Source organism: Chryseobacterium sp. II3a (genome assembly GCF_057815135.1).
On the sequence record NZ_JBYPZJ010000001.1, the window covers coordinates 187622 to 203227 of the forward strand.

Here is a 15606-nt window from a genome sequence, read left to right on the forward strand (position 1 = left end):
ATGGCATTTATCCAAATACCCAAGGTATTAATTAAAGGTATTTCTGCCTGTGTTCCTAAAAACATAGTGAAAAACGAAAGCCTAGGGGATCTTTTCCCGGAAGATGAACTTAAGAAAACAATTGAATCTGTCGGAATTGTAGAGCGTCGTATTGTAGATAAGGAGACTTGTGCATCTGATTTATGTTACAATGCTGCAGAACAATTGTTAAATGAAATGAATATTGATAGAAGTTCTATTGATGTTCTTATTTTCATGTCTCAGACTTCAGACTTTAGAATTCCGGCAACAGCTCCGATTTTACAGCACAGATTAGGATTAAGTAAAGATACTCTATGTTTTGATGTTTCTTTGGCATGTAGTGGATATGTTTATGCATTGACTACTGCATTATCCTATCTGAACTTACCAAATGTAAACCGTGTTTTACTTTTAGATGGTGAAACCTTCTCAAAAATAGTTAATCCAAAGGATAAAACCAATGCTTTATTGTATGGAGATGCTGGAACAGCAACCTTACTTGAGAAAGGAGAAGGTGATTTCAATGCTGTCCTTCATACAGATGGAGAAGGATGGAATGCAGTTTGTGTTCCTGGAGGAGGATGTAGAAACCCATATTCAGAAGAGAGTTTACTTGAAAAAGAAAGGGAAGATGGAAGTATAGGGAACGATTTGGAAGTATATATGAATGGAATCGATGTCTTCAATTTTACTCTACGTGTAGTTCCGAAAAGTATTAAAGAACTTTTAGAGAAAACAGATACTCAAATTACAGATTATGGATCTATAGTTTTCCATCAGGCTAATAAATTCATGATAGAGTTTTTTGCAAAAAAACTCAAGTATGATATGAAGAATGTGCCGATAAGTTTAGATAAATTTGGAAATACAAGTTCTGCAACAATTCCTTTAACTATAGTAAGTGAATTAAGGAATTGGGAGGCTGAAAATAAGAAAATTGTTATAAGCGGTTTTGGAGCAGGTTTGTCTTGGGCAGCTGCATCAATAGACTTATCTAATACACATATTTGCGAATTAACAGAATACTAATGAAAGTACACCATTATGGATTAGCAACTAAGTCTATTGAGAAAAGCGTGAAACCTTTTTTATCTTTAGGCTATGAAGCGTCTTCGGAAATTATATTTGATCCGTTACAAGGGGTTAATTTATTATTTTTAAAAAATGAGAATGACCATTTAATTGAATTGGTTGAACCAGTGGCAGAAGAAAATCCTGTTTCTAAAATTTTATCTAAGTCAGGATCATCTTTATATCATATTTGCTATGAAGTGGAAAATTTTGAGCAAAAAATAGAAGAACTTAAAAAACAGCGTTTTGTACAGGTGATTTCACCAACTCCAGCAGTCGCTTTTAATGGACGAAACATTTGTTTTTTTTATAATCCTAATCTGGGACTTATTGAATTATTGGAAAAATGATGAGAAATTATATTTATAGAAATTATACCGTAGAATATCTTTTTGATAACTCTTCAATATTCAGTGGTTATGGTGATGTATCTTTGCCTGCAGAAGATTTTGACAATATTGTACTATTTTATCAGATAGATCCAAGTAAAACACCTGAAAATCAAACAGATGAAATTGAGGAAATTAAATCAAAAATTTCATTAATTACAAATTTAATTACAGATAAGAGAGTTGTAATACTTACTCTGACTGAAAATTTTCAGAATAACTGGCAAATTAAAAATGCAGAAGTTTCTGATGCTATATCTCAGTTTAATAATGTCTTTTTAAAAGATCTTGTACTTAGACAGTCTAACCTAAAGGTGGTAGATATCAACCAATTCTTTGAAAAGCAACAATTGGATAAGGTAGATTGGAGATTCTTCTTTACTTCACAGATGATTATAAACCCTAAACTAGCTAAGCCTTTTAAAAAATGGTTTGTAGCACAGTTGGATTTTATAAGTCTGAAAAGAAAGAAATGTATTGTTCTTGATTGTGATAATACACTTTGGGGAGGAGTTGTAGGTGAAGATGGAGTACATGGGGTTAAATTAGGACAGGACTATCCGGGAAATGCCTTTAAAAGTTTTCAGGAATTACTATTGGAGTTATCAAACAAAGGGATAATCCTTGCCGTTTGCAGTAAAAATAACTTTGCAGATGTACAGGAACTTTGGAATAATAATCCTAATAACCTGATCAATGATAAAGTACTGTCTGCTTATAGAATCAATTGGCAAAATAAAGCTGAAAATATTAAATCTATTGCAGAAGAACTTAATATAGGTACAGACAGTTTCGTTTTTATCGATGATAATCCAATTGAAAGAGGCTTGGTGAAAGAATTTTTACCAGAAGTTGTCGTTCCGGATTTTCCAGAAAAACCATATGAACTCGTTAATTTCTTTTGGAATATTTATAATGAATATTTTTCAACCTTTGAATTGTCTAACGAAGACATAAAAAAGACAGAACAATATAAAGAAAACTTTTTCAGAAATGAAAGTAAAAAAGTTTTTGAAAATATGGATGATTATCTGTCAAGTCTTGATATTGTAGTAGATATTATACCAGCTAATGACGGGAATATTACCAGATTGGCGCAGATGACCCAAAAAACCAATCAGTTCAATCTTCGTACTCAACGTTATACAGAAGAAGATTTAAAAGCAAAGATGGATAATGGAGGACATATTTTCTGTGCTAATGTTAAAGACAAGTTTGGAGATAACGGAATAACAATCGAATGCATTATTGATGAAAATGAAAATGAATTCTTTTTAGATTCTTATTTACTAAGCTGTCGTATTTTAGGAAGAGAAATAGAGAAAATAACCTTATTGAGTATTATTAAAAATCTAACATCTGTAAGTAATAAACCTCTGAAAGCAGAGTATATTCCAAGCAAAAAGAATGTTATGACGAAAGATTTTTTAGAAAAAGTAGGATTTGTACTAGAAAAAGAACTTGAAGATGGATCTAAATATTATAATTTTGATCCCAATCAAAATATTGAAATAAAAGACTATTATACAATTAATATAAAATAAAAACTATGAAGGAAAAAATTATAGAAATAATGGCTGAAGTATTTGAAATGCCAGTTAATGAATTTCCAGCTGAAATTACACAAGGTAATATTGAAAATTGGGATTCTTTGAAACATTTGAATCTTATCGTTGAATTAGAAGACGCTTTTGATAAATCATTTGAGCCTGAAGAAATTGGAGAAATGACCTCTATGGATAAAATCATTGAGATGATTGAAAAATAAAATGAATGGAGTTAATTAATCATAAAATATTAATTGTAGGAGCTTCTTCAGGAATAGGTAGAGCAGCTGCTATAGGTCTTGCACAAAAAGGGGCGAAATTAGTGCTTATTGCAAGATCAGAAGATAAACTAAAAGAAGTTCTGGAATCATGTGAAGGATCCGGGCATCGTTATTTTGCAGTGGATGTAAAAGATGAAAAAGAACTAGAAGCAGTTATTTCTTCCTCAGCAAAAGAAACAGGTGAACCTTTTACAGGCTTTGTGTATTCTGCTGGTCAAGAAGGAACAATTCCTTTAAAGTTTGTGAAATCTGATTTTTTAACTGATATTCTTCAGGTAAATACTATTCCTGCATTATTGATAACTAAAATTCTACAGAAAAAAGGGAATTTTTCTGCTGAAGGTGGATCTATTATATTTATCAGTTCTGTAATGGGAAATTTAGGACAGCCAGCAAAAGCAGCTTATTGTATGTCTAAAGGTGGTTTGGTTGCAGCTTCTAAAGCTTTGGCATTAGAATTGGCCTCTAAGAAAGTTAGAGTTAACTGTATTTCACCAGGTATGGTTACCACTGAAATGTCATCTAAAATTTTAGATTCGATTAGTGAAGAAAATATAAAAGAAATAAAAAAGATGCATCCATTAGGAATAGGAGAGGTTGAAGATGTGGTTAATGGAATTTCATTTTTAATTTCAGATAAGTCAAAATGGATTACCGGAATCGATTTATTGATTGATGGTGGTTATAGCGCACAATAATTAAAATACAATGTCACAAAAAATCTGGCTTTCCTCACCACATATGGGAGGCAACGAGCAAAAATATATCAACGAAGCATTCGCTGAAAACTGGGTGGCTCCTTTAGGTCCTAATGTAAATGGATTTGAAGAAGATCTTGAAAAGTTTTTGGATGGAAATGCAAAGGTAGCAGCTCTTTCTGCAGGTACAGCAGCGCTTCATCTTGCGCTTATTGAATGTGATATAAAGCATGGAGATGAAGTAATCTGCCAGTCTATGACATTCTCTGCTTCAGCTAATCCGATTGCCTATTGCGGAGCAAATCCTGTTTTCGTAGATAGTGAGCCGGATACATGGAATATGTGTCCAAAAGCATTGAAAGAAGCAATTGAAGATCGAATTCAAAAAGGTAAAAAACCTAAAGCCATTATTGTAGTTCATTTATATGGAATGCCAGCAAAAATGGATGAGATTACAGTGATAGCTCAAGAATATCAGATTCCAATTATTGAAGATGCCGCAGAAGCATTAGGTTCTACTTATAAAGGACAATCTTGCGGAACTTTTGGCCGTTTTGGAGTTTTAAGTTTCAATGGAAATAAAATTATTACAACTTCAGGAGGTGGGGCTTTAGTTTGCCATAACCAGGAAGATAAAGATAAAACGGTTTTTCTATCTACTCAGGCTAGAGACAATGCCCCTCACTATCAGCATTCTCATATTGGATTCAACTACAGAATGAGTAATATTGTTGCAGGGATCGGAAGAGGGCAAATGGAGGTTTTGAAAGATAGAATTCAAGCACGCAGAAATATGCATGACTTTTACGTTGATATTTTTAAAGATATTAATGGAGTAGAAGTTTTCTCTGAACCCAATTCAAACTTTTATTCTAATCATTGGCTATCAGCAATCATTGTTGATCCAGAAATTACAGGGAAAAATAGAGAAGAATTAAGATTGGCTTTCCTTGAAGATAATATTGAATCAAGACCACTTTGGAAACCTATGCACTTACAACCTGTTTTTGAAGGCGCTCCATACTATGGCAAAAATATTTCCGAGAAACTATTTGATAACGGGCTATGCCTGCCTTCTGGTTCTAATTTATCTGATGAAGATAGAGAAAGAATATCAAAGGTGATAAAAGCATATTTCGGATCCTAATTTTTGAAAATAAATGAATCAGTATAAATATTGGAAAATTATTTTTGATTTTATCCTTGCGATAATGTTAACTTTTTTTCTGATGCCATTGCTGATTATCTTATTTATCATTGCCAGTTTGGATACTTCTTCCAATGGGATTTTTTTTCAAGAAAGAATTGGACAACACGGTAAAACTTTTATCATTTTTAAATTTAAAACTATTCACGAAAAGAATAGAAGCTGTTCAAAAATAGGAAGAATACTTAGAAAATTTAAATTAGATGAGCTTCCCCAGTTATTGAATATTATAAAAGGTGAAATGAGTTTTGTAGGTCCAAGACCTGATGTCAAAGGTTATTATGATCAACTTAAAGGTAAAGATAGAAAGGTACTGGAATTAAAACCGGGACTAACATGCGAAGCCAGTATTGTATATAGGAATGAAGAAAATATTCTTAAAATACAGGAAGACCCTTTAAAATATAATGACGAAGTATTATTTCCACATAAAGTTAAAATGAATCTTGAATATTGGAAACATTTATCATTTAAAAATGATGTCAGGATTTTATTGAATACTTTATTAATTATTTTAAAATAAAAAATTATATAAATTTTCAATTGTTATGAAAATTAAAGAAACTCCACTTAAAGATTGTTATATCATAGAGCCTACTGTATTTGAAGACGACAGAGGTTACTTCTTTGAAAAATTCAATGAAAAAAGATTCGAAGAACTTACAGGAATGAACGGGCACTTTGTTCAGGATAATGTTTCCAAATCATCTTATGGTGTATTAAGAGGACTTCATCTTCAAAAGGGAGAGCATGCTCAGGCTAAATTGGTATCCTGCCTTGAAGGAAGTGTGTGGGATGTTGCAGTAGATTTGAGAGAAGATTCTCCAACCTTCGGACAATGGTTCGGGATTGAACTTTCTGGTGAAAACAAATTGCAGCTTTATGTACCAAGAGGTTTTGGACATGGTTTTTCTGTATTAAGTACCAATGCCGTATTCTCTTATAAATGTGATAACTTTTATAATAAAGAATCGGAAGGAAGCGTAAAATTCAATGATCCCGATATTAATATTGATTGGAAGATTGATGAGAAAGATGCAGTTCTTTCAGAAAAAGATCAAAACGCTCCAAGTTTTAAAGAAAAAAACTTTTAAGTATACCACTGAAAACCACTTTTTTAAAGTGGTTTTTATTTTTGTAATCTTTACTCTTTAATATTTTGTATCTTTGCAGACTCAAAATCAAAAAGATGCGTACAAAATCGGTAGGGAAGAAAAAAATCAATGTAGTTACACTTGGATGTTCCAAGAACGTATATGACTCTGAAGTATTAATGAGCCAGTTGAAAGCCAATGGAAAGGAAGTAGTTCATGAAGACCGTGGAGATATTGTTGTAATTAATACCTGTGGATTTATTGATAATGCTAAAGAAGAATCTATCAATACCATCCTTGATTATGTAGAAGCAAAGAACAGAGGAGAAGTAGAAAAAGTATTTGTTACAGGCTGTCTTTCCGAAAGATATAAACCGGATTTGGTTAGAGAAATTCCGGATGTAGATCAGTATTTTGGTACGAGGGACCTTCCGATACTATTAAAACATCTTGGTGCAGACTACAAGCACGAATTAGTAGGAGAGAGGTTAACCACAACCCCGAAACATTATGCATACCTTAAAATTTCAGAAGGATGTGACAGACCTTGTTCATTCTGTGCTATTCCTTTGATGAGAGGGGGCCACGTTTCTACTCCTATTGAAAAATTAGTCTCTGAAGCTCAAAAACTGGCTAAAAAAGGAACTAAGGAATTAATTCTTATTGCTCAGGATCTTACTTATTATGGACTTGATATTTATAAAAAACGTGCATTAGGAGATTTACTGAAAGAATTAGTAAAAGTAGAAGGAGTTGAATGGATTCGCCTTCATTATGCTTTCCCAAGTGGTTTCCCAGAAGATGTTTTGGATATTATCCGTGAAGAGCCTAAAGTTTGTAATTATATAGATATTCCTCTTCAGCACATCAATTCTGATCTGTTGAAATCAATGAAAAGAGGAACTACCCATGAGAAAACTGATGCGCTTTTAGGGAAATTCAGAGAAAAAGTTCCGGATATGGCAATCAGAACAACCCTTATTGTAGGATATCCAGGAGAAACTGAAGAGAGATTCCAGGAGCTTAAAGAATGGGTTAAAGAACAGAAATTTGATAGATTAGGTTGTTTTACCTATTCTCATGAAGAAAATACAGGCGCCTATGTGCTTGAAGATGATATTCCACAGGAAGTAAAAGAAGGAAGAGTAGAAGAAATCATGGAATTGCAATCTCAGATCTCTTGGGAAAAGAATCAGGAGAAAGTAGGAAAAGTATTCAGATGTATTTTCGATCGTAAAGAGGGAAACTACTTTATTGGTAGAACAGAATATGATTCTCCGGATGTAGATAACACGGTTTTAGTATCTGCTGAAGATACTTATATCTCCATTGGAGAATTCGCTGATGTGAAGATTACTTCAGCCGAAGAATTTGATTTATACGGTGAATTAATGTAGAAATATAAAACATTATTAATCAGGAAGAAAAAGTTTGACTTTCTGGGAAGTAAAAAACAAAAATTAATAAGGTTTAACAAAAAATATTTTATGTTAAATTTTTTAAATTATTGATTTTCAATAGATTATATTTTTGAATATTAAGATTTTTTAATTTTCTATCATAAAGTATGTAAATTAGAAAATTATGTCTTAAATTTGCGCCATAAGCAATGTTTTTAAATCATGTGCTATCAATAAGTTATTTATTAAAATTGGGCTAAAAATTCAAAAATCTGTTTTTTTTATTTATATTAGCCTTAAGATAATAATCGCAAGTTGAGATACATTTTCCCTTTGGAAATATTGATGAAAAATAATGTAATTAAAATCTTTAAAAACTTATGAAAAAATTTTTATTAACAGCGACGATGCTCGTTGCCTTTACGGCTCTTTCACAGGCTCAGCAAGGGCGAGTGGGGATTAACACAACCACACCTGCCACGACTCTAGATGTAGTAGCCAGTACTGATGCTACTAGGCCTGATGCCTTATTAGTCCCTCGTCTATCAAGAGCTGATTTAGAAGCTAGAACTACAGCTTATGCTAATGGGAACGCTACTGCTGCGAGTGCTCAGAATGGAGCGCTTGTATTTGTTAATGCACTAGGTGGTGCAGGAACTGGTAAAACAGTGAATGTTACAGCCACAGGATTCTATTATTATGATGGTACAAATGGTAATAACGTTTGGAAACCACTAGGAGGTTCTTCAGCTCCAGCTCCGCTTAGACTAAACTTAGCTCAGGCAGCAGCAACAAACTATGATTGGTCAAATTCTAACTTTGATGTTTGGGAATTTACTTCTGGTACACAATTAACTTTACCTACGCCAGCTTCTTATATTAATAGAACTATTTATATAAGAGCTCAAGTTGGAGGAAGTTTACAGTTTGCAGGTACTGACGGAGTTGGAACACCTAAAGGTCTTACTGCAATTAGTGCACAAGGTGCTGTAGGCATTTTTAGTAATGGTACAACTTGGTACTTAATTTCAGGAAGAAACTAATCTTAAAAACATAAATTAAAATGAAAAATACTTTATTAAAAATAACAGCTGGTATTTTAGTATTCTTTGGGGTTAGTGCAAATGCTCAAATTACAACGAACGGAAATACAGCTTCAGCTCTTACAAATACCAACCTCTTCATGGATGCTTCCAAGTTTGAAGAGCTACCAAATTCTAGCTGGGGAAAAGCATTAGGATTCCCTAGAACAAACTTAACAACTTATACTTTTACCACTGATCCAATGGATAATCTTGTGATTAATTCCGATTTCGATGGTATTGTTGTATATAATAGCGCTACAGGTAATACTTTGGCAGGACAGGGTGCTGTAACTGCTGTTACTCCTGGATTTTATTATTTTTCAAACCCAGGTAACCCAGGAAATATTACAAATGGTAGATGGTTGCCATTAGGTGGAGCTACTTCTCCTAAATTCGATGTAACAACTGCTGCAGCTGGAACAGCTACCAACACATTAGTTGCTGGTGCTCAGGTTTACGCTATTAAAGGACAGTTTACAACTACAGGAACTAGTACTGCTGTTACAATTACACCTCCTACTGGTATTACATCAATGTATGGTATTACTATTTATAAAAAAGCTGGTGTAGGTACAGGTAATGGTAATAAAGTTGTCTATGCTAGAGATTTGTATTCCTATGATACGGCAACAGGTGCTGCTGTTACAGGTTCTCAGAGTATGTCAGTAGTTTACCCACAAGATACATACGAATATATCTTAGAATACTTAAAATAAAAGAATTTTATTTAATTACATATTAAAACCAACGATAACTCGTTGGTTTTTTATTTGATGTTATATTTATTTATACTTGTGTTGATATATATCTTATATTCAATTTTTGATGAATAAACCATTATATAAGCTAGCTTCATTTAGCTTTGGCAGTTAACAAAATCTTCAGTCTGAATTCTAATGATATGACCTGATACATTTGATTGTAAAAATTGTATGACTTTAGCTGAACATCTTATCACTAATCAAGAATTATAACGGATTTAGATTAGCCATAAAATGACTTTTAGGTAGGATATAATGAGAATGTACTACAAATTATATTAAGTAGGTTTTATAAAGTTTATAATTATTGGCATCATATTTCCATTATAAATTCTTTAATGTGATTCTTAACTCCTATTTTTGAAATACGATTACAAAGAAATGAAGATCTTTATACCGAGGATGCTTAAAAAAGTATGATGATTTTGTACTACTAATTCAGTCATTATAAATAATGAAGCTGAAATTGTTGTTAAAATAAAAGTGAATAATGGTAATTTATAGCCCTGGAGTTATTCTACCAGCCATTTTATCCTAAAGTAAACCTTAACACTTTTGGCTTTTTAAAACTGAATTTTATGTATATAATCCATATTTTTCATTTTTGTAACGTGTTGATTTTTAGATTGTTGAGATATTTCATTTTCTAAATTATGCATAAATTAGTTAATTAAATTAACATTTATATTGTTTTTTTAACACTTTTTAACAGGTGTGTTTAAAATCCCTATTCATAGGAGGTTACAAGGGTGATTAACATATAATTTGGTTTTTATTAACAGTTTTTAACAGTCTGAGTAGGGAGTTAATGAGATTCCTGATACTTTTGCCCTGTCAAACAATAAAAATTTCAAAATGATGAAAAGATTCATTCTCGTAATCATAATGATGATTTCAACTTTAGGTATTTATTCATTTACGAATAATGCCTTAGATGCGAAAAAAACAAGTTATGCATCGTACTACCACGATAAATTTAACGGTAGAAAAACGGCTAGCGGAGAAATCTTTGATAATTCAAAGTTTACTGCAGCAAACAGAACGCTTCCTTTTGGAACAAACGTTAAGGTTACTAACCTTAAGAATGGTAAAGAAGTAATAGTGAGGATTAATGATAGAGGCCCTTTCCATTCATCAAGATCTTTAGATATGTCTAAAGCCGCGTTCGATGAGATCGGAGATATCAGTCATGGTACAATTCCGGTTGAATATGAAATTGTCGATTAATCTTATGATTTAAATTAAAAAAAGCCAGCTGATTTCAGCTGGCTTTTGTGTTGATAGATATCATGCTTTTTATACATCCAATTCTAATAAAGCAGGACAATGGTCGGAATGAACCGCTTCCTTCAAAATAACAGCTCGGCTGAGTTTATCCTTTAAGCTGTAAGAAGTGAAGTTATAATCCAGTCTCCAGCCTTTATTTCTTTCCCTTGAATTTTGTCTATAACTCCACCACGTATAATTGTCCGGTTCATTGTTGAAGAATCTGAAACTGTCAATCAGTTCACATTCATTGATGAAATTGGTCATCCATTCTCGTTCCATAGGAAGAAATCCTGAAACATTCTTTAAGCCAACAGGATTGTGGATATCAATAGCCTCGTGACAGATATTAAAATCACCGGATATAATAAGGTTAGGAATTTCTTTTTTTAAATTCTTGATATATTCAAGGAAATCATGGCAGAACTGCATCTTGAAATCAAGTCTTTCAATATTCGAGGCAGAGGGTACATATACTGAAATAGCAGAAAATCCATCAAAATCAGCCCGGATAATTCTTCCCTCATTATCATAGCTTTCAATACCGCAACCATATTCTACATGATTAGGTTTTATTTTTGATGCGATTCCAACACCGCTATACCCCTTTCTTACTGCTGAATGCCAATAACTATGGTATCCTAATTTTTCAAGGCTTTCGATGTCTATTTGATCGTTTCCGGCCTTACTCTCCTGAATACAGATCACATCCGGATCAGCAGTCTTCAGCCAGCCCAGAAAATCTTTAGTGAAAGCTGCTCTGATTCCGTTGACATTGTATGTAATTAATCTCATTAGTCTTCTATAAATATTTTAAAGTTTTCATTGTATCTTGATGGAATAAATTCTGTGATTTCATAATCTGCAACATGATAGATATGGAAAGGATCTTCTTTAATGATATTTTCAACCTCATTTTGAGAGGGAGCATTACAAATAATAATTCCTCCGGTTCTCGGCTCCTTTCTTCCTGAAGCAATAAATAGCCCTGCATCATAATATTTTTGAAGAAAAGAGTTGTGTTCCGGAATATGGTGTTCTACCTCTTTAATTGACATTTTATAGGTAAGCGAAATAATGAACATATTTTTATTTTGTACGAAGATAGGAACTCTTACAGACTCTAAAAAAAGAAGCGGGAAAAATCAATTGATTTTTCCCGCCTTAAACCCAAAATTAAATAAACTATGAAAAAAACTACTTGGGTTCTAAAATGCTGATAGGAATGATACATTCTTCCAATGAGATTCCACCATGTTGGTAGGTTTCTTTATAGTAATTTACAAAATGATTGTAGTTCTTAGGGTAAGCCAGGAATATATTGTTTTTAGCAAAAATATATTTTGAACTTAGATTTCCTTTTGGAAGGAAAAGTTTTTCAGGGTTGGTAATAGCCCATACGTCACTGTCATCATACGTTAAGCTTTTACCTGTTTTATATCGGATATTAGTAGAGGTTTCTCTGTCACCTACTACTTTGCTTGGTTTCTTAACATAGACGGTTCCATGGTCTGTTGTGATCACTAATTTATATCCGTTTTCAGCTGCCGTTTTGATAATCTTCAGTAATGAAGAGTTTTCAAACCAGTTAAGTGTAAGAGAACGGAAAGTCTTATCATCACGGATAAGCTGGTCTACAATATGGTTATCCGTTTTGGCATGAGAAAGAATATCAATGAAATTATAGACAATTACCAAAAGATCATTGTTTTTATGCTGATTGAAATCATCATAGATCTTTCTTTCAAAATCTGCATTCAATACTTTCAGATACTTCATAGACTTGGACCCAAGACCAATTCTTTTCATCTGATCTTCCAGGAAGTCACGCTCGAATTCATTCTTGTTTCCTTCTTCATTATCATTAAACCACTTGTCGGGAAAACGTTTTTCAATTTCTGATGGCATTAAACCCGCGAAGAATGAGTTTCTTGCATATTGTGTAGCAGTTGGAAGGATACTGTAATAATAATCTTCCGAAATTTTATTATAATACTTGGTAAATAATGGTTCAATTACTTTCCACTGGTCATAACGAAGGTTATCTACCATTAATAAAAGTACTTTCTCTTTTTCTACCTCTGGTTTTACTTTTTCCTTAAAAAGGGTATGGCTCATTAGAGGTTTATCGGAATCCGTAAGCCAGTCTGCATAATTTTTTTCAATAAACTTGGCAAACTGAATATTAGCTTCTTCTTTCTGTGATTGTAAAAGATCAGCAAATTCATTGTCTGCTACTTTATCGAATTTAATTTCCCAGCTTAGAATCTTTTTATAATATTCCGCCCAATCCTGATACGTTCTAAGGTAAGAAAGTTCCATAGAAAGGTTTCTGAATTCTTGTTGATATTGTAAAATGGTTTTTTGTTCTACAAGATTATCCTGCTGAAGATTCTTTTTTAAAGAAAGTAAAATCTGATTAGGGTTTACAGGTTTTAGGATATAATCTGCAATTTGAGAACCGATTGCCTCTTCCATAATGTGTTCTTCCTCACTTTTGGTCACCATGACGATCTTTAATGAATTATCCTTTTCCTTAATCATAGGAATGGCTTCCAACCCGGAAATTCCAGGCATATTCTCATCAATGAGTGTTAGGGCAAATTTCTCTGAATCCATAAGCTCCAAAGCCTCATTCACATTGTTAACAGGGGTTACCTGATAACCTTTCTTCTCTAAAAATACGATATGAGGTTTAAGTAAATCTATTTCATCATCTATCCATAATATCTTTTCTGACATAATTTATTTTTTACATGGTTATTCTATCAAAATGTTGACCAAATCCTTTTAAAATCTCACAAAATAGGAAGTTTAAAAGTTAAATATTAGTTAAATGAAAATGGTCTGTAACACTTCCTGTTTCTGTATAAATTAATTCTTATTTTTTATATACAGCAAAGCTCTTTCCAAAATCTCATCTTTCCCACTTTTTATTCCTTCTACAGTTGGTTTTATAAGGATATCCGGAATAATTCCGATCCTTTGCGTTTCTCTGCCATCGGGATAATAAGCGCCAAGACCAGTAAAACAAGTATCTAAGTCTGCGATTTTAAACTTGATAATATCTCCATTGGCACCTGAAGTATTGCTTCCAATCACTCTGGCTTTTGGATGCTGCTTAAACATCATGGTTGTAGTTTCTGCCTGGCTTTGCGTGTTTTCGTCTACCAAAACTATGACGTTTCCTTTATAATAATCGGGATTCTTTCTGCCAATATTGTTCTTCCTGCTGTAAAATTTTCCAGGGTAGGTGGTTTCCGGGAAGTTAAATTGATAATAAGTTGTTGATTGGGGAAGTAACAATTCACTTAAAGGAATGATGGTAAGTTTGGGATAATTTCTGAGGTCGAAAATAATGGATTCTGTAGATTTTAGTTTTTTGTACATTTCATTTACCTCATCTTTAGCTAGAATTCCCATATTGATATAGCCTATTTTCTTTTCTTCATCCAGAAATTTCCATTTTTGAGCAGTGGGTACTTTCTTTATAATAATATCTTTTGCAAAATAAGTTTTAGCAGTCACTTCCATATTTTGCCCATTTCTTTCTAATTTAACGGAAAGAGAATCCTGATTGCTGAAAAGGAGTTTGCTTTTTACCTTATTCACTTTCCCCCATGAGTTAGAGGCAGGAATATATTTTCCAAGGCTGTTGACCATTTGTGGAATTGTTTTTCCATTTACGTCATAAATAACATCCCCGATATTAAAGGGTGTTTTCTCATTCAGTTTGTTCTCATTAATTTTTGTGACAATCAATCTTCCTTCCGCATAAGAATATTCTAATGGCAGTTTTCTGTTTCCATATTGATGAAGGCTGATCAATGGTGAAAAAAGAAAAGCATGGGAGTCATCAATCTTGGCTACCAATTCTGCTAAGGTCAATTGATAATCCTGGTCATTATTGATCGTAAGAAATTTTGGGATCATCTCTGCCAAAACCTCATTCCATTTTTGATCTGTTTGATATTTGTAAGGGAAAAAATATTCCACATAATTCCAATATCTGAAGAGCTCCAATAAACTGATTTGTTTGGAAGTAAATTGTGATCCGTAAGAATGCTCATTTTTGAAAAATATTTTTCGTCCTCCTTTTCCTATAAAATGATTGTTGTCAGTGTTGCGATTCTTTTCAATATACCGAAGCTTTTGAGAAGTTATATCAGTGAATATATTGGAATTATCTATCCACCTTAAGTCAAAGTTTTTCAGGAAATAATTTTTTTCGGCTTCCGGAATGCATTCTGTACACTCATTGATTTTTCCAAGATCTGTAATCCAATTGGAGTACAAATTGTTCAATGCTGCTTTGTCATTGATTCTTTCAAGTTCATTAATTTTTTTGAAAAGCTGCTGATCCCAGTTCAGATTACCTTTTGCTACATGAGGGTGATAATATTTTAAAAACCCCCAAACTCTGCAAAGAGATTCCAGTTTTTGATTTTCAGATAAAATCTGTGCAGGAAAATGTAGACTTAAAAAGAAGAATAAAATGAAAAGAGAATGTTTTCTCATCAAAAAGAATTGGTTTTTCTCAAAGATAAGTGATTAATACAAGAACGGCAAAGGTTTTTTGATGAATAGTGGGAAAAGGTGAGGAAGCCAGGAGCTGGAAGAAGGAAGTTAACAGAGGTTCAGTATTACAAAAAGTTATTGCATATTCGTTATTCTTAAAATGAATTGGCAATCATTGGTTATTGTTCTTAATGATTTCGAGCCTCCATCTTCCGGCTTCGAGCCTCTTTAATACTAATTTAATCATCCTTCAAATTAAAAATCCCTA

16 protein-coding genes are annotated in these 15606 nt (G+C 32.8%); 12 read left to right on the plus strand and 4 right to left on the minus strand.

What is annotated here, in order from left to right; genetic code table 11:
- The 12 genes from AC3HD6_RS00880 to AC3HD6_RS00935 all read left to right on the plus strand — a co-directional run bounded on the left by AC3HD6_RS00880 (position 1) and on the right by AC3HD6_RS00935 (position 10781).
- Positions 1 to 1050 (plus strand): 3-oxoacyl-ACP synthase III family protein, encoded by a 1050-nt coding sequence (locus AC3HD6_RS00880; RefSeq protein WP_488894645.1) that lies wholly within the window; start codon positions 1 to 3, stop codon positions 1048 to 1050.
- Positions 1050 to 1442 carry a VOC family protein gene (locus tag AC3HD6_RS00885; protein WP_488894646.1) on the plus strand — a complete coding sequence of 131 codons (393 nt, stop codon included), beginning with the start codon at positions 1050 to 1052 and terminating at the stop codon, positions 1440 to 1442. The genes AC3HD6_RS00880 and AC3HD6_RS00885 overlap by 1 nt, the downstream gene beginning before the upstream one ends.
- The gene (locus tag AC3HD6_RS00890) at positions 1442 to 3025 is read left to right on the plus strand and encodes an HAD-IIIC family phosphatase (RefSeq protein WP_488894647.1); all 1584 of its coding nucleotides are present in this window, start codon (positions 1442 to 1444) and stop codon (positions 3023 to 3025) included. Before AC3HD6_RS00885 ends, AC3HD6_RS00890 begins: the two co-directional genes overlap by 1 nt.
- Positions 3026 to 3030: 5 nt before the next feature.
- A complete protein-coding gene (locus AC3HD6_RS00895; RefSeq protein WP_488894648.1) occupies positions 3031 to 3249 on the plus strand; it encodes an acyl carrier protein in 219 nt (72 codons plus the stop codon).
- 5 nt (positions 3250 to 3254) lie between these two features.
- Positions 3255 to 4007 (plus strand): SDR family NAD(P)-dependent oxidoreductase, encoded by a 753-nt coding sequence (locus tag AC3HD6_RS00900; protein WP_488894649.1) that lies wholly within the window; start codon positions 3255 to 3257, stop codon positions 4005 to 4007.
- Positions 4008 to 4017: 10 nt separating this feature from the next.
- Complete coding sequence (locus tag AC3HD6_RS00905) at positions 4018 to 5154, plus strand: aminotransferase class I/II-fold pyridoxal phosphate-dependent enzyme (protein ID WP_488894650.1); 1137 nt, start codon at positions 4018 to 4020, stop codon at positions 5152 to 5154.
- Between the two features lie 13 nt (positions 5155 to 5167).
- Positions 5168 to 5737 (plus strand): sugar transferase, encoded by a 570-nt coding sequence (locus tag AC3HD6_RS00910; protein ID WP_488894651.1) that lies wholly within the window; start codon positions 5168 to 5170, stop codon positions 5735 to 5737.
- 25 nt (positions 5738 to 5762) lie between these two features.
- Positions 5763 to 6308 carry a dTDP-4-dehydrorhamnose 3,5-epimerase gene (rfbC, locus tag AC3HD6_RS00915; protein ID WP_488894652.1) on the plus strand — a complete coding sequence of 182 codons (546 nt, stop codon included), beginning with the start codon at positions 5763 to 5765 and terminating at the stop codon, positions 6306 to 6308.
- Positions 6309 to 6403: 95 nt separating this feature from the next.
- The gene (gene rimO, locus AC3HD6_RS00920; protein WP_488894653.1) at positions 6404 to 7705 is read left to right on the plus strand and encodes a 30S ribosomal protein S12 methylthiotransferase RimO; all 1302 of its coding nucleotides are present in this window, start codon (positions 6404 to 6406) and stop codon (positions 7703 to 7705) included.
- A gap of 410 nt (positions 7706 to 8115) precedes the next feature.
- Positions 8116 to 8751, plus strand: a complete 636-nt coding sequence (locus AC3HD6_RS00925) for a hypothetical protein (protein ID WP_488894654.1) — start codon at positions 8116 to 8118, stop codon at positions 8749 to 8751.
- Positions 8752 to 8771: 20 nt separating this feature from the next.
- Positions 8772 to 9509, plus strand: coding sequence for a hypothetical protein (locus tag AC3HD6_RS00930; protein WP_488894655.1), 738 nt, complete (start codon positions 8772 to 8774; stop codon positions 9507 to 9509).
- Between the two features lie 900 nt (positions 9510 to 10409).
- The gene (locus tag AC3HD6_RS00935) at positions 10410 to 10781 is read left to right on the plus strand and encodes a septal ring lytic transglycosylase RlpA family protein (protein ID WP_027374598.1); all 372 of its coding nucleotides are present in this window, start codon (positions 10410 to 10412) and stop codon (positions 10779 to 10781) included.
- Between the two features lie 69 nt (positions 10782 to 10850).
- Here the strand turns inward: AC3HD6_RS00935 and AC3HD6_RS00940 are convergent, their stop codons facing one another.
- The 4 genes from AC3HD6_RS00940 to AC3HD6_RS00955 all read right to left on the minus strand — a co-directional run bounded on the left by AC3HD6_RS00940 (position 10851) and on the right by AC3HD6_RS00955 (position 15338).
- Positions 10851 to 11615, minus strand: a complete 765-nt coding sequence (locus AC3HD6_RS00940; RefSeq protein WP_068944376.1) for an exodeoxyribonuclease III — start codon at positions 11613 to 11615, stop codon at positions 10851 to 10853.
- Positions 11615 to 11905: a YciI family protein gene (locus AC3HD6_RS00945; RefSeq protein ID WP_488894656.1), complete on the minus strand. Its 291-nt coding sequence runs from the start codon at positions 11903 to 11905 to the stop codon at positions 11615 to 11617. The genes AC3HD6_RS00940 and AC3HD6_RS00945 overlap by 1 nt, the downstream gene beginning before the upstream one ends.
- 112 nt (positions 11906 to 12017) lie before the next feature.
- Positions 12018 to 13562, minus strand: coding sequence for a T9SS response regulator signal transducer PorX (gene porX / locus AC3HD6_RS00950; protein WP_068944373.1), 1545 nt, complete (start codon positions 13560 to 13562; stop codon positions 12018 to 12020).
- Between the two features lie 132 nt (positions 13563 to 13694).
- Positions 13695 to 15338: a S41 family peptidase gene (locus tag AC3HD6_RS00955; protein ID WP_488894657.1), complete on the minus strand. Its 1644-nt coding sequence runs from the start codon at positions 15336 to 15338 to the stop codon at positions 13695 to 13697.
- Positions 15339 to 15606 lie beyond the last annotated feature (268 nt).